The sequence below is a fragment of the Rhodobacteraceae bacterium M385 genome, from assembly GCA_025141835.1.
GTDB lineage: Bacteria > Pseudomonadota > Alphaproteobacteria > Rhodobacterales > Rhodobacteraceae > Gymnodinialimonas.
Genome location: CP081102.1, coordinates 3,396,919 through 3,417,923, shown reverse-complemented (window position 1 = coordinate 3,417,923; position 21,005 = coordinate 3,396,919). Strand labels below are relative to the sequence as shown.

The following is a 21,005-nucleotide window of genomic DNA, read 5'->3' as shown; positions in this document are numbered from 1 at the left end:
CCCCGAAAAGGCTGGCCAACAAAACGCGTGCCTTTGGGAGAGGATAGGCGACGGGGCTCTGTGGCCAAGCTCTTTTTGCCACGCCGCTTCGCCTCGACAATGGCGGTGGGGCTGATACGGTCGGTTGACTGGCCTCAGCGCCGTGCAAGCGACCCAACGTGTTGATGAGGAAGCCAGTGTCCGAAAGCATCGCCTATGTAGAGCACCCCAGTGATGTGCTTGCCCATGCGACAGGCCTGATCGCGCAGGACCGAGGTTTCGCGTTGATTACCTCGGTCGCGATTGAGGGCGGCGCGGCGCGGGAAGTAGGCTCATTGGCGCTGGTAGAAGATACCGGGGCAATGGTCGGTTATCTGTCGAACGGCTGCATCGACAAGGATATCCAGTTCCATGCCGCCGAAGCGTTGCAGAGTGGCACAAAGCGCGTGGTGCGTTACGGCAATGGCTCACAATTCCTGGACCTCAAGCTGCCCTGCGGTGGCGCGTTAGAGGTGTTGATTGACCCTGCCCCCGACACCGAGGCACTGACCGCAGCCCATGAAACCCTCGTCGCGCGGCACCCCGCGACGCTGCGTTTTGACTGGCCGGAAGGGGCGATTTCGTTCACCTATACGCCCAAGATGCGTCTTGTGCTGGCCGGTCGTGGGGCGGTGTTTCGGGCCACGGCAGAGGTGGGAAAATCGGCCGGTTTCCAGATTTTCCTGCTGTCCCCGGACGAGGATGATATCGCGGCCACGACGGCGCTTTGCGAACAGCCGCCGGTTCATCTTACCTCTCTGGGGCTAGGGGTGCCGCTAGCGGAGCTGGATGAGCATTCGGCCTTCCTGACGCTTTTTCACGATCACGATTGGGAGCCCGAGCTTCTGCGTGCCGCCGTACAGACACCCACAAGCTTCATCGGCTGTTTGGGCAGTCAACGCACCCACGCCGCACGATTGGATCGGTTGGCGACCTTGGGGGTGAGCGCCACGGACCTTGCCCGGGTGCGCGGCCCCATCGGGCTCGTACCATCGTTGCGCGAAGCGCCGCTGATCGCGCTATCCGCCATTGCCGAGGTCGTATCGGCCCTGCCAACGGGCATTCGCGGCGTCTGAACCTAGCGGGTTGCCTCGGGCAAGCCGTCTGCGAATTGCGCTGCCACGACTTCTTGCAGCTTGTCCCACACCCCGGCAGAAGCGCCCAGGCACATGCCAAGTTTCGCATCGGCGGGGTAGGGATGGGTCACACCGCCCGCCTCACGGATCATCAACAACCCTGCCAGACTGTCCCATGGGTTCATCGCGTTTTCCACGTAGCCCCCAAGCCGCCCGGCGGCGACACAGGCCAGCATGTTGGCGCCTGATCCGTTGCGGTAGAACATGCCGCCTGCTTGCATCAACCCAAGGATGATCCCTGCCGCAGGTTCCGGCGGGGTCCGGTCCGATGCGCCGACGGCCACAAGGCACTGATCTATCCGGCGCGTCGGGTCGAGCGTGCTTTTCACCCCGTCAATGGTAAAGCCTTGTCCTGCGCGGGCCATGAATTGTTCGCCTTGCAGCGGCACGTCGATCACGCCCACCAAGGTTTCTGCGCCTTGAACCACAGTGATGACAACGCACCAATGGGGCAGGCCCATCAGGAACGGAACGGTGCCGTCGATCGGATCAATCACCCATGTGTAGCCCGAGCTTCCGCTTGCTGCGCCGCCCTCTTCGCCCAGAATGGCGTCGTCGGGGAACTGACTGGCGATCTCGGCGCGGATCATGTCCTCCACCGCGCGGTCGGCGATGGTCACAAGGTCCAGCTCTCCGTTCTTTGTCTCGATCTCCAGCGCGTCACGGTTGCGGTAGTAATCAAGCGCGACCTGCCCCGCGCGGCGCGCAAGGTCAGAGGCAAGGGCGGCGCGGGCGTCAACGGCATCGGTCATGGAAGGTCCTATTGCACAAGAATAAGGTCGTCGGGGTCAATCTTCAGATCGACCGTATCCCCCGCCGTAAGCCGGGGTTCAGAGATCGGGCGCGACACTAGAAATTCTAGGTCTTCGTCTTGGACCACATATTCCATCCGGCTGCCAAGATAACTTGCTGAGGTTATTGTCGCGACGCCGCCCTTGGCCAGCGTGATCCGCTCGGGCCGGATTGTTGCCGTGGTCGTGCCGTCGGGGGCTGCGACGGGCAAGTTCAGGTGAGCGGCAGTGAAACGACCGCCATCAATGCGCCCTTCGATCAAGTTCGCATCGCCGATGAAGTCCGCAACAAAGGCAGAGGCCGGCTTTTCGTACAGCTCCGCCGGGGTGCCGATCTGGGCGATTTGGCCCATCTTCATCACCACGATACGGTCCGATACGGCCAATGCCTCTTCTTGGTCATGGGTGACGTACACAGCCGTTAGCCCGAAACGCTGCTGAAGGTCGCGGATTTCGGCCCGAACCTTTCGGCGCAGCTTAGCGTCGACGTTGGAAAGGGGCTCATCAAATAGCAAAACATCGGGCTGTTGCACGATGGCGCGGGCCACGGCGACGCGTTGTTGCTGACCGCCTGACAACTCGGACGGAAGTCTCGCTTCCAAGCCGCCAAGTCCCACTTGATCCAAGATCGCTCGGGCTTGGTCGCGGGCATCAGCCTTGGAGACCCCCCGGATCGTGGGCCCGTAAGACACGTTATCCAGCACCGTCATGTGGGGAAACAGGGCGTAGGATTGGAACACCATGCCGACATTGCGCTCGGATGCGGGGTCACGGCTTACGTCGCGGCCTGCGATCTTTACTTGCCCCTCCGTGGGTAGCTCCAACCCCGCAATAAGGCGGAGCGAGGTGGTCTTGCCGCAGCCCGAGGGGCCGAGGAAGGTCACCAATTCGCCCTTCCCGATCGAGAAGTTGATGCGATCCACCGCTGTTGCATCGCCGTAGCGTTTAACAACGTCCACAAATTCGATTGCCGTCTCGGTCATACCTTGCCCCTTATTCTGCTGGCTCGGGTACTTGGCCCTTGCCTTGCAATTCTTTGCGCCGCCCCAGCTTCCGCGTACCCACAAGGGCTTGGATCACCACCACGCAGACGATCATGACGATCATCAGCACCGCGGAGTAAGCAATGGCGAGCGCGTATTCCCCGGCTTCGACGCGGCCCATGATGTAGGCCGTTGCCATGTTATGCCGGGCCGAGACGAGGAAAATGACCGCCGAAACCGCCGTCATCGCCGTCACGAAGGAATAGACCAGCGCCGTGAAGACCGCAGGCTTGATCAGCGGCAATACCACTCGGCGCAGTGTCGTAAGCCCCCCTGCGCCCATAGTCTGCGAAGCTTCCTCCATGCTTCGGTCAATCTGTGCCAATGCCGCAAGTCCTGCGCGCATGCCGACGGGCATGTTGCGGAACACAAAGCAGATGATCAGGATCGCCGCCGTTCCGGTGATGTCGACGGGCGGCACGTTGAACGCCGCCACATAGGACACACCCACAACAGTGCCGGGAATGGCGAAGGACAGCATTGTCCCAAACTCGAACGCGCGGCGTCCTGCGAAATCCTGCCGGGCCACAAGCCATGCTGTCAGGATACCGATGAGCGTCGTCAGAGGAGCCGCCATCGCGGCCACCCAAAGCGTGGTCATCATCGAATCCCAAGCCGAGCCATAGAGCTGTAGTCCATCCTCGGCGAACTCAAACCGGAAGGCGGTGACGATATGCTCAAAGGTGGGGGTCAAATCCCAGCGGCCCACATCGGTGACGAAACCGCCACTAACGATGATGACATAGACGGCCAACGTGAAAACAACCCAAGGAAGCACCACTGCCAGTACGCCGATCTTCAGGACAGGCGGCAAAGGCGACGCAAGCCCTGCATCAGATTTTCCCGTCACCGTCACATAGCTTTTGTTGCCCATCCAGCGCATTTGCAGCCAGAAAGCGATCAGTGTCAGGGCCAGCAAAATGATTGCAAGGGTGGCGGCATTGCCAAGGTCGTAACGGGCGCCCACGACTGCGAAGAATATCTTGATCGACAACACCTCGTACCCGCCGCCAAGCACGATCGGGTTGCCGAAATCAGCAAGGCTTTCGATGAACGCCAAAAGAAACGCAGCCGCAAGGCCGGGGCGCAGAAGGGGCCAAGTGACGGATCGGAAGGTCTTCATACTGCGCGCGCCAAGGGTCCGCGCGGCCTCTTCCAAGGTCGGGTTGATCGCCTCCAACGTCGAAAGCAGGACAAGAAACGTCACCGGCGCAAAGGCCAGAACTTGGGCAATCAGAATGCCGGGAAGTCCGTAGACCCACCGGCCCGGACGCACGCCCAACAGATCGGCGACGCCCGAGGTTACAAGCCCGGTACGGCCAAAAAGAAGGATGATCGCAACGCCCACCACGAAAGGCGGTGTAATGATCGGAAGGATGGAAATCGCGCGCAACGCACGCTTCAAGCGGAAATCCGTGCGGTTCACAAGCAGCGCCAGCGCAAGGCCAAGCAGCGTGGCCAAGGTCGCCGAAAGAACGCCCAAGATAACCGTGTTGATAACGACACCGCAGCGCCCGCCGCCCACAAGGCAGTTGACGCCCCAAAGACCAGGCGCAGTGATCCGTTCCCAAAACGTCGCCAGCGCAAGGTTGCCGTCTGTATCGACAAAAGCCGCAACGCCAAGCTTCAGGATCGGGAAGAACACGAATGCGGTCAGCGCCGCGACAATGGCGGTAATGCAAAACGAGGCAAAGCGTTCACCGCGGCAAAAGCCGCGTGATGCGATCAAGTCAGACAGAAGACCCACAAGGGCCGCGCCCGCAAGGAAACCGCCCCAGCCGATACCGGATTGACCCTCGGCGGCGGCTTCAAATGCACGTCCGACCCAGGCTTGCGATGGCCCCCGAAGGCCCACAGCGAAACCCTGCCAAAGATAGAGGGCAACGCCGCCCAATGTCAGCCAAAGCGCCGCGTTAGATTGCTGCCATCGTCGGGTGAAGGCCATCAAAGCCAGCGCAGCGGCCACAAGGATCAACGGCCAAAGCCAGCCTCGGCCAGACAGGGCCTCGACCAAGGCAGATGCCGTGGGACCAGTCCAAAGCGACGCGCCTTTATACCAAGGAAACGCCACCAACGAGAGGGCGAGCAGACCGAGCCAAGCTGCGCCAGCTCGGTCTGATGTTAGGGCAAATCTCACGCTGTTTTACTGCGCCAAAGAGCCGATGTCTGCGTCCCAGCGCTGCAACAGTCGGGTGCGTTCTTCGGACGAGCCATATAGCGCGAAGTTGTAGTCGATCAGCGTGATATCCTCGAGCCGTGGAGACGCCTCAGGAGTTGCGGCGTTCAGGTTGGAGGGGATCTGATAGCTATTGTTCGCCGCCCCGATTTCCTGCGCCTCAGGCGTCAATGCCCAGTCGTAGAAAACCCGCGCGTTGTCAGGGTTCGGACCGCCTTCGATCAACGACATGGAGCCAACCTCGTAGCCGGTGCCTTCGCATGGCGCCACCGCTACAATCGGCGCGCCTTGTACCGTTTGTGCTACAGCGTCGTGCATGAAGACGATGCCAACAGCCGTCTCACCGGTTGCCGCTGCACGGATCGGCGCAGAACCCGATTGTGTGTACTGCGAGATGTTGTTGTGAAGTTGCGCAAGGTAGGCGAAAGCCTCGTCCTCGCCCATCAACTGAACCATCGTGGCCAGCATGGTGTAGGACGTGCCCGAGGAGTTGGGGTTTGCGACCTGTACGTCATCGGCAAAGCGTTCGTCCAGCAGGTCGGCCCAACAGGCGGGCGGGTTCTCATCCACCAGATCCGAGTTGTAGCCAAAACCCAAACCACCGGCATAGATACCCACGGTACGGTAGTTGGCCGTTTCCGCTTGGCGCACGGCCCAATCCTGCAAGTCGCCCAACATCTCGGACTGGTACTCTGCGGTCAGTCCTTCTTGAGCGGCTTGCAGATGCGGATCACCGGTACCGCCCCACCAGACGTCTCCACGGGGTTGTTCAGCTTCAGCGGCGAGCTGTGCGAAGGTTTCACCTGATGAGCGGCGCGTCATCAGCACCTCGATGCCGGTCTCGCGCTCAAAGGCTTCAGACATGCCACGGCACCATTCTTCTTGAACAGAACAGTAGAGCACCAATTCATCAGCTTGCGCCATTGTGGGCGCGGCCATGTAAAAGCCTGTCGCGGCCATCAACGCGGCAGTTGTATAACGATTTTTCATTCTATCCTCCCAAAGGTCGAAATTCTCCCTTGGCCATTAGCGCGATAAAATGGTTGACGATCAAGTAGTTTACGTATCGTCAGTCAACGCGGCCGAGGCGATGCGCCCCGCCGTCATCGGCTCTACCACGCCAGTCGTGCCCCAGAACGTCACCGGAAGCTCCCGCAGGCGGCGCATCGCCAGAAACGCAAAGCACTGTGCTTCTGTGGCGTCACCTTCCCAGCCATGATCTTCGGCCTTTTCCACCGCTACAGCGGCGTAGATGCCGATCATTTTCAGGAGCGTCGGATTGTGCCGCCCGCCCCCACACACGATCAAGCGGGTGGGACGCACGGGCAGGCGGTCCAAGCCGCGCCCAATCGCAGCGGCGGTAAAGGCGGTAAGCGTCGCGGCACCATCGGCGTCGGAAAGCTGCGCCACCCAATCGTGGCCGAAATCAAAGCGGTCCAAGGATTTGGGGTAAGGTTTGGATAGGTACGGGTGCTCTAACGCGCGACCAAGTAGAGTGGTGTCAACGGTGCCCGTGGCCGCGAGCCTTCCGTCGCGGTCCATCTCGCCCAGTCCCCGCAGGCCCATGAAGTCGTTTATCGGCGCGTTGGCGGGGCCGGTGTCAAAGGCGGCAAGGGCGCCGTCTGCATCGCGTCCTGTGACATTCGCTACGCCGCCAAGGTTTAGGATCGCCGTTCCTTCGGCATCATCGAGAGTCGAAAGCAGCGCATCGTGGTAGATCGCCGACAATGGCGCACCTTGCCCGCCGGCAGCCATGTCAGCACTGCGGAAATCATAGACAACTTCCGTGCCCAAACGACGCGCCATGGCCGGGCCATCGCCTAACTGCCGGGTCTGCCCAAGTTGTCCAGCGGACGGCGCGCGGTGCAGGACAGTTTGCCCGTGAAAGCCCACAGCCGCGATATCGTCCATGGTCAGGCCCGCGTCCTTGACCAGCCTTGCCACCGCGTCCGATTGCGCCCGGGTGATCCGCGCCTCGGCCTGCGCGAAAATCGCAGGCTCGGGGCCGTCGAAGGCCCAAGGCTTCGCGTCGCTCAGGCATTTCGCAAGGATTTCGTTGGTTTCCGTGTCATAGGGATAGAGCGCGTAGGGTCCGAACGCGCCAATGGTCTCTCCATCGGTTTGCAGGAGGGCGACGTCGATATTGCCGTCCAAAACGGTGCCGGTCATCAAGCCGACGCACCAGCGCATTTTCCTGTCATGAGCCATAGAGCGCCTCTCCCACTTCTTGTCGTAGCGTCGCGATCCCAGTCTCGGCGTGACGAGTGGGGTGAACGCGATTGGTCAGCAGGGTCCAGACTTGGCCCGCGGAGTGATCCACCCAAAGGCCCGTGCCGGTAAACCCGGTGTGTCCGATCGTTTTCGGCCCGCATTTCTGTCCGCCCGACCAATTGGGATAGCGGATTTCCCACCCGTGGGTGCGCTGTTCGGAAAGGGCTTCGCATGTCAGGTCGGGGCCGCGTTCCAACAGACCTTCCCCGAAATCTAACAGAGCGTCTGCGGTGCCGAACAACCCCGCGTGGCCGGTGCCTTGCAGGGCATAGCAATTTTCATCATGGACCTCGCCGTGCATCACGCGACCCCGCCACGTGCAGGCTTCCGTCGCGGCACAAGCCTCGGGCGGGGGGGTAAAGGTGAAGCCGGGGCCGGGGTCCATGTCGTGGATCAAGCAGCCCTCGATCCGTTCCAACGCGATGCCAAGGAGGATGAAGTTGATGTCCGAGTAGACTGGGTTTTCAACCCGGGGCCATTCCCGTTGCAGCACGAAGGCGCGCAGGGTCGCGGGGTCATGGCCGTAGGTGTAAATCGGCGCCACGGCGGGAAAGTGCGTGCGATGGCCAAGGCAGTCGCGAAACGTGGTGGCGCGCTCCCAACAATCGGCGTCGTATTGGCGAAAGTCGGGGATGACGCTGGTCAGCGGCGCATCAAGGTCCAAACGTCCGGCGCGGACATGGGACAGAATGCGTTCCGTGGTGAACACGGGCTTGGTCAGAGAGGCGAGGTCAAAGATCGTGTCCCGCGTCATGGGCGCGGGATCGGGCACCAAGGCCGCAGACCCAGCCCAAGCCACCTGCCGCCCTCGCCCGTTCACCACGCCAAGCACCGCGCCGGGGATGCGCCCGGCATCAACGGCCGCTTCAGTCGCTGCCCATGCGGCCTGAAAACTCATGCCGACGGCTCCACTGCGAAGCGGTGGTGGGGGCCGTTTTCTTGCCACGTCACCGGGGCGGGTTCCCACCCGATGGGGCGCAGGGTGGAGGGGACCTCGTCGGTCTCCAACGCGAAATCCACATGGCGACGTTCCAGCGACGGCACCGCCGAGATCAGCTTGCGCGTGTAAGGATGCTGAGGGGACGACAGCACATCGCGCGAGGGGCCGATTTCCACCACTTGGCCCGCATAAATCACTGCAATGCGGTGGGCGATGCGTTCCACCACCCCCATGTCATGGGACACGAACAGATAGGCCAGATCGAAGTCGCGTTGCAGATCAACCAAGAGGTCCAGAACCTTGGCTTGCACAGAGACATCGAGGGCAGAGACAGCCTCGTCCAGCACAAGGATTTTGGGCTCTGGCATCAAGGCACGGGCAATGCAGATACGTTGCCTTTGCCCGCCTGAAAATTCGTGGGGGAAGCGGTCCAGCGTGTCTGCCGGAAGGTCCACCTTCCCAAGCAGCATCTGCATTCGCGTCAGCGCCTTATCATCCACGCGCTGGCCCGCCGCGATCACCGGTTCCGCCAGTAGTTGGCGCACCTTCATGCGTCCGTTGAGCGAGGCGTTGGGGTTCTGGAATACCATCTGCACAGCGCGGTTCCCATCGGCCTCAATACGCCCCTTGGTCGGCTCATTCAGGCCAAGGATCGCGCGGGCCATGGTGGATTTACCCGATCCGCTTTCGCCCACGATCCCCAAAGTCTCCCCCGGTTGCAGATCAAACGACACGTCGGAAACCGCATGAACAACGCCCTTGGATTTGCGCAGAAAGCCGCCGCGCACGGGGAAACGCACGGCAAGGTCACGCACGCTCAGGGCGGGTTTGGGGCGCGTTTCAGAGAGTGCACGGGCGGCGTCGCCGTTGCGGAAATGAGGCACCGCACTCAGCAGATGGCGGGTGTAGGGGTGGGTTGCCCGGTCAATAATATCATCGGTCGTGCCGCTTTCCACGACCTCGCCATGCTGCATGACCACGGTTTTATCTGCGATCCCCGCCACAACGCCGATGTCGTGAGTGATGAAGATCAACCCGGTGCCAGTATCGCGCTGCAACTCTGCCAGAAGCGCCAGAATCTGCGCTTGAATGGTCACGTCCAAGGCTGTTGTCGGCTCATCGGCGATCAGAAGGCGCGGCTCTCCGGCCAAGGCCATCGCGATCATGATCCGTTGCAACATGCCGCCCGACATTTGATGAGGCGATTGATCAAGCCGCCGCGCGGCATCGGGGATGCGCACGCGGTCCAGCGCTCGGATAGCGGCCTTGCGCACAGCGCTGCCGCTTAGGCCGTGGCGCTTTGCGAAGATCTCTCCGATCTGGGTGCCGACCTTCAGAACAGGATTGAGGGACGTCATGGGTTCTTGAAAGATCATCCCAATCTCGCGCCCGCGCAGGCGCTGCATCTCGGCCTCAGACGCGTTTACGATATCGGTGGTGCCGTCCAAGGTGATGTTACCCCCCAACACGCGGCCCCCGCTGAAATCCACCAGCCGGTTGATCGACATCGCGGTCACGGATTTGCCGGACCCGCTTTCGCCCACAATGGCCAGCGTTTCACCCGCCGCCACGACAAAGCTGACGCCGTGGACGACCTCTTTCTCTTGGCCCTCAACGCCGAAGCCAACGCGTAAGTCTTGGACGGATAGAAGCGTCATGCCCGCCCCTCCTGCGATTTGGGGTCAGTGATATCGCGCAGGGCGTCGCCCAGAAGGTTAAAGCCCAGAACCGCCAGCATGATCGTCACCGCAGGATAGATCAGCAGCCAAGGGGCCAGCTCCATCAGGTTGCGGCTGTCCGAGAGCATCACCCCAAGGGAGGGCGCGGGCGGCTGCGTGCCAAGGCCAAGGAAGCTAAGTGCCGCCTCCGTCAGAAGCGCCCAAGCCAGCGCCAAAGTGAATTGCACCGTCAGAGGCGCGACAAGGTTGCCAAGCAGATGTCGCGACAGGATGTAGGTGCGAGAGCTGCCGAAGGTCCGCGCCGCATCCACAAAGCTGCGCGTCTTCAGCGACAGCGCCGGGCCACGGGCGACGCGGGTGAAAATCGGCGTATAGACCAAGGCAATCGCGAGGATCGAGGTCCACATGCTCGCCTGCAAGATCGCCACGATCAACAGCGCCAACAGGATCGCGGGGAAGGCCAGCAGGATATCCATCGTGCGCATGGCGGCCCCATCCCAAAGCCCGCCGAACCACGCGGCGGTCAGGCCCAGAAAGGTGCCAAGGGTCGCGGCGATGGTGACAGAGGACAGCGCTACAAGGAACGAACGGCCCAACCCCTCCATCAACCGGCTCAGCATGTCGCGGCCAAACAGATCGGTTCCCAGAAGGTAGGTGCCGTCCGGCGCTTGCATCCGGGCAAGGCGGTCCTGGCCCAAAGGGTCATGGGGCGTCAAACCCAGCAGCCCAAGAAGCGCTGCGATGCTGAGCAGGCCGATGATCATCAAGCTGATGCTGCCCGCAGGATGGCGGGCGAGGGCGCGCAGAAGGTTCATGATTTGCCTCCATAGCGGATACGCGGATCAAGGGCGGCGTAGGCCAGATCGACCAGAAGGTTCACCAACATGAAGTTGAAGGCGATGAACAAGATGACCCCTTGGACGAGGGCGTAGTCCCTTTCCAATATCGCGTCGAGCACGACACGGCCCAAACCGGGCAGGGCGAAGATCTGCTCCACAATCACCGCGCCGCCCAGAAGGTAGCCGAATTCCACCCCGCTGAGTGTCAGCACGGGGATCAGCGCATTCGGCAGGGCGTGGCGCCAGATCACATAGCCTTGGCTGAAGCCTTGGGACCGCGCCGTGCGCACGTAATCCTCGCTCAGAATATCCATCATGGCGGCCCGCGTGATACGGGTCACGGCGGCGGCGAAGGCGGTGCCAAGGGCGATGGAGGGCAAGATCATTTGGGCCAGATTGCCCAATGGGTTTTCCGAGAAAGTCACGAAGCGGCCCATCGTGGGCAAAACGCCGAAGCCCACGGAAAGGATATAGATCGACAGAAGCGCGACCACGAAATTGGGCATGGATTGCCCCATCATGGCGAAGATGCGCACAATCAGGTCAGACGGCTTGTTGGCCCGCGTCGCCGCGAAAACGCCTGCGGGTAGGCCAATGGCAAGGGCCACAACCATCGACATCAGCGCCAATTGCAGCGTCAGGGGGAAGCGTTCGAGGATGATATCCAGCACCGGCTGGCCGTAGGTGACCGAGATGCCAAGATCGCCCCGGAACAAGCCGCCAAGCCAGCGGAAATATTGCACGGCCCAGTTCTGATCGAGGCCGAAGTAGGCGGCAAGCGCCTCACGTTGGGCGGGGGTTAGCATCCCACCTTCGGTGCCCAACATTGCCGTGATGGCATCGCCGGGCACCAATCTGATGGCGACAAAGACGAAGACGGAGACACCCAACATGACCAGCGGAAAAACCGCGAGGCGTCCGAGAAGATATTTCATGTTGGGTGCCCTGCCTTTGCTTGCCGTCTATTCCGCCAACGTCACATCGACGAGGCCGAACAGCGTACCCGTGGGGGACGACACGAAGCCCGAAACACCTTCGGTCTGCGCGGTGTAGGTGTTGCCGGTGAACAGCCAGATCCAAGGCGACATTTCGGCCAGATGGCTTTCGAAGTTGCCAAAGATCTCGGCGCGGGCGGCCTCATCGGTTTCGGCGCGACCCTCATTCATCAACGTGTCCAAGGTGTCGTCGATGTAGTTGGCGACCCCTTGCAAGTTCCCGTCCCGTGTCCAGTAGCGGTTGTACATGGTGTAGGGGTCTACGCGGCCGCCGTTCAGGGCCACGGCCATGTCGAAGTCAGCGGCCAACCAGCGGTCAATATAAACGCTGAGTTCCAGCATCTCGATCTCGAGGTTGATGCCCACTTCGGATAGCTGCGACTGGATCACCTGCGCCACGGCCGAGGCGGTGGGCGGCTCGCCGTTGGCGGCAATCACGGTGGCGGTGAAACCATCGGCGTAGCCCGCTTCGGCCAGCAACTCGCGGGCCCGGTCCTGATCCTGCTCGTAACAGAACAAGCCGCTTGGGTCGGTGCGGTATGCCGGAGAGGTCAGCGGACCCGTCACTTCGCCTTCACCCAAAAGCGCTGCATCCAGCACGTCTTGACGATCAATGGCGCAGCCGATGGCTTGGCGCAGGGCCAATTCACCCATTGGCTCACGCGCTGCGTTCAATTGCAAAACGTAGTAGCTCAGCGTCGGGGCCGCGTTCAGTTGCAGGCCCTCGGTGCGGGGCACCAACGTGGCAACCAGCGGGTCGTTGATAAGCGCGAAATCCGCCTGACCGGCGCGCAGGGCGGCCAGCAAAGCGGTCTCGTCCGGCAGAACGGAGATGTTGATGCCGTCGTATGCCACATCGCCGCCGTGCCATGCGTCAAAGGCCGACAGGTTGGCGCTGGCGTTAGGTGTGCGTGCGTCCAGCGTGAACGGGCCAGAGCCGATAACTTGCGTGCCGAGTGTACCCGCTTCAATGGCCGAGGCCGGAACCACAGCCGCGTTGACGGAAGCCAAACCGTTGAGAAGCGGCGCGTTGGGGGCGTCCAGTTCAAAAATCACGGTGGCGTCGTCGGGCGTTTCGATATTGATGATTGAGGTGTAGTTCGCCCGCGCAATCGCGCCGGTTTCCTCGTCCAGAATACGCTCGAACGACGCGCGCACGTCGGCAGAAGTCACAGGCGTCCCGTCGTGGAACATCGCGTCGCCGTCCAGTTGGAAGGTCAGCTGCAAACCATCGTCGGAAAAGCTCCAGCTTTCGGCCAGCGCGGGTTGCAGCTCCAGTCCTTCGTCCAGACGCACCAGCGGCTCATACATCAGTTCCAACAGGCGGATCGTGGCAAAGCCCGGCTGCGTGTGCGGGTCAAGGCCCGTGGCGTCCTGAGACCATGCAAGGTCAAGGGTCTGCGCCGACAGCGGGGCCGCGAGCGCGGTGCTAAGCAACGCCAGTGCCCGTGCCGTTGTCTTGGCGGTGGATGTGATCGTTTTCATTCCAGATGTCTCCCTTAGGTTCATGTCATGAGTGAAGTCAGGCGGCGGAATTCTCTCCCGCTCGTTCAATAGCTTTGCGAAGGAAGCCCTGTTCGGACTCCAGATTGGCCCGTGCCGTGTCGGCATCAAGCCCGGTGATCTGCATCAAAATGGCCAGCTTCACGCTACCGCCGCTTTGGCGCAACAACTCTTGCGCTTCTTCCGCGCCGCAGCCGGTGGCATCGCACAGCATATCCGCCGCGCGGTCTGCGAGTTTTTGGTTCGAGATCGTGACATCCACCATCCGGTTGCCCCAAGTCTTGCCCAAGCGGATCATGCTGGCGGTGGTTAGCATATTCAGTACCATTTTCTGCGCGGTGCCGGACTTCAGCCTTGTTGATCCGGTCACGACTTCGGGTCCTACCACAGGCGAAATCGCGGCATCGGCAATATGCGCGATGGCCGATCCGGGGTTACACGACAGCGCTGCGGTGAAGGCGCCAAGATCCTTGGCATAGCGCAACGCGCCGATCACATAGGGCGTGCGGCCACTAACGGCGATGCCAACCACCACATCGCGGGAGGTCAGGTCGATGGCTTTCAGATCATCCGCACCCTTGGCTGCGTCATCTTCGGCGGCCTCTACCGGATGACGCAGGGCGGTGTCGCCACCTGCGATCAAGCCCACGACCATCTCGGGCGGCACCGAGAACGTCGGCGGACATTCCGAGGCGTCCAGCACCCCCAAACGCCCGCTTGTACCCGCGCCGATATAGATCAGCCGCCCGCCTTGGGTGATGGCGTCCACGATCCGATCGACGGTGGTGGCAATGGCTGGAAGGGTCTTGGCGACGGCATCGGCAACGCCGCGGTCTTCGTCGTTCATACACGCCACAATCTGCGCGGCGGACATCAGGTCGATGTCAGCGGTGCGCGGATTGCTCGCTTCTGACACAAGCGATGCAAGGTCTGTTTTGGCGGCGGTAGACACGGCAGCGACTCCCCTTCGTTGTCTTAGGGTGAATTTTTTATTCCACTATGTCAAATTTTTTGTGATAAGTTATTCCAAAGCGAGCAAACCCGAGGGCCCATCCTTGTCTATACTCACCTTGATGCAGGCCCAGTTGGGCACGTTGTCCGCTGGCGAGCAGCAAATTGCGAATACGATTCTAGGTGATCCCGATGCGATGGCGCGGCTGACCTCGATCGAACTGGCGCGAAAGTCGGGGCGGAGCCAATCTTCGGTGGTGAAGTTTTGCCAGAAGCTGGGGTTCTCGGGCTATCAGGACTTGCGGATGGAAATCACCCGGGCCGCAGCCGCGCAGGCAGTGCCCATTGATGCGGTGCACAGCACGATTGATACTGGCGACGACGCCCTGATGACGGCGCAAAAACTGCTGTCGAGCAAGATCAAGTCGTTGCAGGAAACCCTTGGAATCAATCCGCCCGCTCAACTAGATGCCGCGCGAGATGCGCTGAATGCAGCAGCAAGGGTGCAGCTTTCGGGGGTTGGGGCGTCATCGCTGGTGGCCCGTGACTTTGCCTATAAACTTCAGAAGCTTGGCATACCCGTTTTGTTTGATGCTGATAGCCACATCCAGATGGCCCATGCCGCAACGTTGACGCCCAAAGATGTGCTTGTGTCCCTATCGCAATCGGGCACCAGCCTAGAGACTTTACGGGTGGCGGAGACGGCGCTTCATCGGGGCGCGAGTATTCTGACCGTAACGGGATTGCAGCCGAACCCGCTGGCGGATTTAGCGGGCAATGCCCTGCGCACCGTGACCGATGAGGAGCGGGTGCGGTCATCGGCCATCACGTCGCGGGACGCGCAATTGATCCTTCTGGATCTGGTGTTTCTGCGTCTTGTACAAATCCGCGATGGAGCGGTCGATTTAATCAGCGGCGCGGCCGAGGCTGTGGCCCCACTAAAGGTCTGACCCGCTTCTGCCCCCCCACAAAAAAACCAAAGCCCGCGCGGGTGCACGGGCCTTGGCCAAGTGAACAACTTGAAGCGGCTTTACCCCGCGTTGGGGCCCGCCTCTAGCACGTCTTCCAACGTGCGCAGGCCCGTGCGGGGGGCTTGCACCAGCACCGACATATTGCCGGGCTTATGTTCGTTCCGCAGCATTTTCAGATGCGCGCCGGGCAGTTCATCCCATGGGAAAACCTCGGACATGCAGGGGTCCAGCCGCTGCTCGCACATCAGCTTGTTGGCAGAAGATGCTTGCTTGAGGTGCGCAAAGTGGCTGCCCTGCAAACGCTTCTGGTGCATCCACATGTAGCGCACGTCGAAAGTGCAGTTGAAGCCCGAGGTGCCCGCGCAAATCACCACCATGCCGCCCTTCTTGCAGACCAAGGTGGATACCGGGAAGGTCGCCTCGCCGGGGTGTTCAAACACCATATCAACGTTGTTGCCCTTGCCGGTGATGTCCCAGATCGCCTTGCCGAACTTGCGGGCGTCCTTGAACCACTCGGCATACTCGGGTGTGTTGACCGTGGGCAATTGCCCCCAGCAGTTGAAGTCGCGCCGGTTGATGACGCCCTTCGCGCCAAGCCCCATGACGAAATCACGTTTATCTTCGTCGGAGATCACGCCAATAGCGTTCGCGCCCGCCGTGTTAATCAGCTGGATCGCGTAAGAGCCAAGTCCGCCGGACGCGCCCCAGACCAGCACATTTTGGCCGGGCTTGAGGTCGTGGGGTTCATGGCCAAACAACATCCGGTAAGCGGTGGCGAGCGTCAGGGTGTAGCACGCGCTTTCTTCCCAAGTCAGATGCTTGGGGCGCGGCATCAGTTGCTGCGCCTGCACATTGGTGAACTGTGCGAAAGAGCCGTCCGGCGTCTCGTAGCCCCAGATTCGTTGAGAGGTCGAGAACATAGGATCGCCGCCGTTGCACTCCTCATCATCGCCGTCGTCCTGGTTGCAGTGGATGACGACTTCATCACCGACTTTCCAACGCTTCACCTTGTCACCTACGGCCCAAACGATGCCTGACGCATCGGAGCCCGCAATGTGGTAAGGTGCGCCGTGGCCGTCAAAGGGGCTGATCGGCTGGCCAAGGCCCGCCCAAACGCCATTATAGTTCACGCCTGCGGCCATCACGAGGACGAGCACTTCGTAGCTATCCAATACGGGCGTATCTACGACCTCAACCTCGAACGCCTTATCGGGCTCGCCGTGACGTTCGCGGCGGATCGTCCAAGCGTACATCTTGGGCGGGACATACCCCATGGGGGGCATTTCGCCCATCTCGTAGAGGTCTTTCATGGGCGCATCATAGGGCGCGGCTTGCGTGGGTGCGTCTAGGGCCATGGTACTCTCCGTCATATCTATGTCCTCGGCGTGATGCCGCGGTGCGGAATCAAATGCTGCTTGTGCGAGGGATATTGACGAGAGGGTAATATTGCAACCAAAAACTAGGGTAGTTACGTAATTTTATGTCGCGCTCGAATTGTTCTGGCGGAACCAGGCATTCATATGTCCGGCCATGACGGCGGCTTCAGGATTGCCAGAATAGCCCTTTTCCAGAATGACTTCGCTTCTGTCGGTCAGCACTATTTTCACGGTCTGGCATTCGTCGCTGTCGTGCAGCACGATCCGGGAGATTTCTGCAAAGGGGATGATTTTCACCTCTCGCCCCTTCAGCGCACGCCATTGGATCGTGGCGGTCTGGGTGGTGGCGTCAAACGTGGCAATCGTGGAGGCGTGGTAGAGGGCGATCAGTATTCCTACTCCCGTGAATAGGACGCCGAAGGCAAAAAGGATGGTCCTTCCAGTGCCGGGTTCCGACAAGATCGCCGAAAAAATCGGAGCGACACCGAAGACGGTGAATGCGAAAGCAAACACATCACCGATGAGGCGGCGTGGAAAGAAGACGCTCAAGACTGCTGGCGTATCGGTGGTGACTTTCATCGCCCTATTACTTTCTCCGTCTGGACGGGGGAGGGGGGCGTTTCGTGCGGGGGGTGATCCAGCAAGTGCGCCACGCTGGCCGCGTAGTAATCCACCACGGAGACGCCGCGTTCGGTCACGGTCAGCGTCTCGCCGTCCTGCTCCACGAAGCCGCGTTCCATCAAGGCGCGAAGGCCCGCTTCGATGGTGTAGTCCAGATCGTCGCGCGCGAGGTGTACGTTGGTTTCCCGGGCCAAGGCCCGGTCTACGCGCGTCTGGACGGCGTTCTTGAGCGAGGCGGCGGTACGGGCACCGCTTTTGAGGGCATGAGCCACAAGGGGGACGGGAACAATCGGGGTGACGGAGGCGATGCGCGCCATCAGCGCCTCGCCCAGGGCTTCTGCGTCGTCGGTGTGCTTGTGAGAGAGAAAGTCGTTCAGCGACAGGGGGGCGCCGAAGCTGACGGCGGCATAGCCGTAGCGGTGAAACTTGCCGGTGATCCGGTGCCAGATTTGGCGGCGCAGGTAGCGGTAGATCGGCAAGAGCGTGAAACGAAAGCCCGCAGTGCCGCCGGATTGCGCGGCGATCAGGTTCCGGTCCTCCATCACGCGGTCATAGTTGATTGCGACTGGTACAAAGGTCACGTTGCGCGATTTTCCCGGCGTGAAGCCGTCAAGAATATAAGAAATGAGCCCGAGTTTCGGAGGCCCCAATCCGCCGGTCCGAGACAGGCCACCTTCAGGGAACACCGCTTGGGTCACGCCGGCCTCGGTCGCCATCTGCACGTAGCGGGCGAGCACTTTGCGATACAGCGGGTTATTGTGGCGGCGGCGGATAAAGTAACCGCCGAGCGCGCGGACGAGGCCCCGCAGAGGCCAGACTCGGGCCCATTCACCGACGGCATAGGCAAGGGCAGAGCGTTCAGCGACAAGCCAGGTAACCAACACGTAATCCATATTGGAGCGGTGGTTCATCACGAAAATTACCGTGTCGTCAGCAGGTATGCCTTCAAGGGCATCGGCATTGGGGTCGGTCAGACGCACCCGGTAGAGCGATTGGCTCAGGAAACGCGCCGCCCGGATGGCGAAAGCAAAATAGGTGAAGGCCGAGAAGCCGGGAACGATTTCACGGGCGTAGCGCTCGGCCTGTTGCGCGGCGACATCTTCGCGAACACCCTTGGATTTGGCGTGCTCGATGATGGCGGCGGCGACCTCGGGGTCATAGACGAGGCGGCGCACGGTATCCATGCGGCGGGCCAGTTTGAACGGTTGGATCGGGGTCTTGAGCCGCTTGTTCAATTCGGCCACGGCATTTTCGAGGCGACGGCGCAGGAACCAGCGGACCGAGGGAAAGAGGAAGTGAGACGCGAAGGTGACGGCCGCGAACAGGAGGATCAGCACGAATAGCCAGAGGGGAAGTGTGATGGGCGTCGTCATATGCGGACGGTGTCAGGAAATGAGGGGCTGCGCAATTGGTGCAGGGGGTCTTGGTGCGGGGAAAATTTCTTTCCTTGTGGAGGTGTCGGCGGGGCGTAGAGAGGGGCTCTGCCCCTACGCCTCCCCCGGGGAGGCGTTTACCCCGGAGGTGTATGGCCAAGGTGAACGGGGCTGTTGCGCTGGTCAGCGCCGCGGTGCAGCTTTGCGCGCGCAGCGAATTGACAGAGACATTTTATTCCGCATACATGCGGATAGACGAAATGATATTGCTGATAGCGAGTCGGAGCCTCCCATGTCCCAAGCCCCTAAAGATCGCCCGTGGTTGATCCGAACCTATGCGGGACATTCCACGGCGGAGGCGTCGAACGCGCTGTATCGGGGCAATTTGGCGAAGGGGCAGACGGGGCTTTCCGTGGCCTTCGATTTGCCGACACAGACGGGCTACGACAGCGATCATGTTTTGGCCCGGGGCGAAGTTGGAAAAGTGGGCGTGCCGGTGAGCCATTTGGGCGACATGAGGGCGTTGTTCAAAGATATTCCGCTGGAGCAGATGAACACCTCGATGACGATCAACGCGACGGCGCCTTGGTTGTTGTCGCTTTATATCGCGGTGGCTGAGGAGCAGGGGGCGGATGTGCGCGCTTTGCAAGGGACGGTCCAGAACGATTTGATGAAAGAATACCTGTCGCGCGGCACCTATATTTGCCCCCCCAAGCCTTCGATGGCGATGATCGCGGATGTGGCTGAATATTGTTACAAAGAGGTTCCGAAGTGGAACCCAATGAATGTGTGTTCCTATCACCTGCAAGAGGCCGGCGCGACACCTGAGCAGGAACTGGCATTTGCCTTGGCGACAGCGGTTTCCGTCTTGGATGAATTGCGCCCAAGGGTGCCGGAGGAGGATTTCCCGACGCTGGTGGGGCGGATATCGTTCTTTGTGAATGCCGGCATTCGCTTCGTGACCGAGATGTGCAAAATGCGCGCCTTTGTCGATCTATGGGATGAAATTTGCGAACAGCGCTATGGGGTAAGCGACCCGAAGTTTCGGCGTTTCCGGTACGGTGTGCAGGTGAACTCTTTGGGGCTGACGGAACAGCAGCCAGAAAATAACGTCTACCGCATTTTGATCGAGATGTTGGCTGTGACGCTTTCCAAGAAGGCCCGCGCACGGGCAGTGCAATTGCCCGCATGGAATGAGGCGTTGGGGCTTCCGCGCCCTTGGGATCAGCAATGGTCCATGCGGATGCAGCAGATCATGGCGTTTGAAACGGACCTGCTGGAATACGGCGACTTGTTTGATGGTAACCCGGTTGTCGATGGCAAGGTCGAGGAATTGAAGCATGGAGCAAGGGCGGAATTGGCGAACTTGCAGGGCATGGGCGGTGCCATTTCGGCCATTGACTATATGAAGGGTCGATTGGTGGATTCCAACGCGGAGAGGGTCAATCGGATCGAGCGGGGGGAAACCGTGGTCGTTGGGGTGAATAAATACACCGCCTCCGAGCCGTCGCCCCTATTGGGAGAAGACGGCGGCATCATGGTGGTCGATCCGGCGGTGGAGCAGGATCAAATCGCCCGATTGGAAGAGTGGCGCAATAGCCGCGATGACAGCGCCGTAAAGGCGGCGCTGGAGGAGCTGGCGGTTGCAGCGCGGGAGGGGCGCAATGTGATGCCAGCCTCGATATCTGCTGCGAAAGCGGGGGTTACCACGGGTGAATGGGCCGGGGTTATGCGAACGGTTCACGGAGAATACCGGGGTCCGACAGGTGTTTCGGGGGCCGTTTCCAACAAGACGGAAGGACTCGAAGGTATCCGCGATGCTGTGGATGTAGTGAGTGACAAATTGGGACGGCGCCTCAAGTTTTTGGTGGGGAAGCCGGGGCTGGATGGCCATTCCAATGGCGCCGAACAAATCGCATTCCGGGCGCGCGATTGCGGCATGGATATAAGCTATGAGGGTATTCGCCTGACCCCGGCCGAGATCGTCGCCAGCGCAATAGCCGACAGCGCCCATGTGATCGGCCTTTCGATTCTATCGGGAAGCCATGTCCCGTTGATCAAAGAGGTGATGGAGCGGTTGCATCAGGAAGGAGTAGATATTCCCGTTTTGGTCGGAGGTATTATTCCCGATGAGGATCGCGCAACGCTATTGGGATATGGTGTGGCAAAGGTCTATACGCCCAAGGATTTTGAGCTGAACACGATCATGATGGATATCGTGGCTTTGGTTGATCCTTCCGCAATCGCCGCCCAGTAGCCTAGGCTTGACGCTGCTCAAAAAAGGACATGTCCTTTTGTTTACTTGCTTTTGAGAATTGAAAA

17 protein-coding genes are annotated in these 21,005 nt (G+C 60.8%); 3 read left to right on the top strand and 14 right to left on the bottom strand.

The genetic code is table 11. The annotated features are described in order from the left end of the window. Window positions 1–164: 164 nt before the first annotated feature. A complete protein-coding gene (locus tag K3728_16765; GenBank protein ID UWQ95311.1) occupies window positions 165–1,094 on the top strand; it encodes an XdhC family protein in 930 nt (309 codons plus the stop codon). Between the two features lie 2 nt (window positions 1,095–1,096). On the opposite strand, the gene K3728_16760 is transcribed toward K3728_16765, so the two are convergent. The 11 genes from K3728_16760 to murQ form a co-directional block, all read right to left on the bottom strand. Further along, window positions 1,097–1,906, bottom strand: coding sequence for an inositol monophosphatase (locus K3728_16760; GenBank protein UWQ95310.1), 810 nt, complete (start codon window positions 1,904–1,906; stop codon window positions 1,097–1,099). An 8-nt stretch (window positions 1,907–1,914) separates the two neighbouring features. After that, on the bottom strand, window positions 1,915–2,928 hold the full coding sequence (locus tag K3728_16755) for an ABC transporter ATP-binding protein (GenBank protein UWQ95309.1): 1,014 nt from the start codon (window positions 2,926–2,928) through the stop codon (window positions 1,915–1,917). A gap of 10 nt (window positions 2,929–2,938) precedes the next feature. Further along, window positions 2,939–5,125: an iron ABC transporter permease gene (locus tag K3728_16750; protein UWQ95308.1), complete on the bottom strand. Its 2,187-nt coding sequence runs from the start codon at window positions 5,123–5,125 to the stop codon at window positions 2,939–2,941. Between the two features lie 6 nt (window positions 5,126–5,131). Further along, window positions 5,132–6,154 carry an ABC transporter substrate-binding protein gene (locus tag K3728_16745; GenBank protein ID UWQ95307.1) on the bottom strand — a complete coding sequence of 341 codons (1,023 nt, stop codon included), beginning with the start codon at window positions 6,152–6,154 and terminating at the stop codon, window positions 5,132–5,134. A gap of 69 nt (window positions 6,155–6,223) precedes the next feature. Further along, a complete protein-coding gene (locus tag K3728_16740; GenBank protein UWQ95306.1) occupies window positions 6,224–7,372 on the bottom strand; it encodes an anhydro-N-acetylmuramic acid kinase in 1,149 nt (382 codons plus the stop codon). Continuing rightward, window positions 7,362–8,333 carry a beta-lactamase family protein gene (locus K3728_16735; protein UWQ95305.1) on the bottom strand — a complete coding sequence of 324 codons (972 nt, stop codon included), beginning with the start codon at window positions 8,331–8,333 and terminating at the stop codon, window positions 7,362–7,364. Before K3728_16735 ends, K3728_16740 begins: the two co-directional genes overlap by 11 nt. Beyond that, window positions 8,330–10,033 (bottom strand): ABC transporter ATP-binding protein, encoded by a 1,704-nt coding sequence (locus K3728_16730; protein ID UWQ95304.1) that lies wholly within the window; start codon window positions 10,031–10,033, stop codon window positions 8,330–8,332. The genes K3728_16735 and K3728_16730 overlap by 4 nt, the downstream gene beginning before the upstream one ends. Next, entirely contained in the window at window positions 10,030–10,869 is an 840-nt protein-coding gene (locus tag K3728_16725) for an ABC transporter permease (GenBank protein ID UWQ95303.1), read from the bottom strand. The genes K3728_16730 and K3728_16725 overlap by 4 nt, the downstream gene beginning before the upstream one ends. Continuing rightward, window positions 10,866–11,828: an ABC transporter permease gene (locus K3728_16720; protein UWQ95302.1), complete on the bottom strand. Its 963-nt coding sequence runs from the start codon at window positions 11,826–11,828 to the stop codon at window positions 10,866–10,868. The genes K3728_16725 and K3728_16720 overlap by 4 nt, the downstream gene beginning before the upstream one ends. A 27-nt stretch (window positions 11,829–11,855) precedes the next feature. After that, a complete protein-coding gene (locus K3728_16715) occupies window positions 11,856–13,373 on the bottom strand; it encodes an ABC transporter substrate-binding protein (GenBank protein ID UWQ95301.1) in 1,518 nt (505 codons plus the stop codon). A gap of 37 nt (window positions 13,374–13,410) precedes the next feature. Beyond that, on the bottom strand, window positions 13,411–14,343 hold the full coding sequence (gene murQ / locus K3728_16710; protein ID UWQ95300.1) for an N-acetylmuramic acid 6-phosphate etherase: 933 nt from the start codon (window positions 14,341–14,343) through the stop codon (window positions 13,411–13,413). 28 nt (window positions 14,344–14,371) lie between these two features. On the opposite strand from murQ, the gene K3728_16705 reads away from it, so the two are divergent. Next, window positions 14,372–15,292 (top strand): MurR/RpiR family transcriptional regulator, encoded by a 921-nt coding sequence (locus K3728_16705; GenBank protein ID UWQ95299.1) that lies wholly within the window; start codon window positions 14,372–14,374, stop codon window positions 15,290–15,292. An 80-nt stretch (window positions 15,293–15,372) separates the two neighbouring features. On the opposite strand, the gene ccrA is transcribed toward K3728_16705, so the two are convergent. The 3 genes from ccrA to K3728_16690 form a co-directional block, all read right to left on the bottom strand. Then, entirely contained in the window at window positions 15,373–16,668 is a 1,296-nt protein-coding gene (gene ccrA / locus K3728_16700; GenBank protein UWQ95298.1) for a crotonyl-CoA carboxylase/reductase, read from the bottom strand. Between the two features lie 123 nt (window positions 16,669–16,791). Then, entirely contained in the window at window positions 16,792–17,268 is a 477-nt protein-coding gene (locus tag K3728_16695; GenBank protein ID UWQ95297.1) for a hypothetical protein, read from the bottom strand. Further along, complete coding sequence (locus K3728_16690) at window positions 17,265–18,683, bottom strand: 1-acyl-sn-glycerol-3-phosphate acyltransferase (protein UWQ95296.1); 1,419 nt, start codon at window positions 18,681–18,683, stop codon at window positions 17,265–17,267. The genes K3728_16695 and K3728_16690 overlap by 4 nt, the downstream gene beginning before the upstream one ends. Before the next feature lie 292 nt (window positions 18,684–18,975). Here K3728_16690 and K3728_16685 point away from each other — a divergent pair, with 292 nt between their 5' ends. Further along, window positions 18,976–20,940 carry a protein meaA gene (locus tag K3728_16685; GenBank protein ID UWQ95295.1) on the top strand — a complete coding sequence of 655 codons (1,965 nt, stop codon included), beginning with the start codon at window positions 18,976–18,978 and terminating at the stop codon, window positions 20,938–20,940. The last annotated feature ends 65 nt before the right edge of the window (window positions 20,941–21,005 follow it).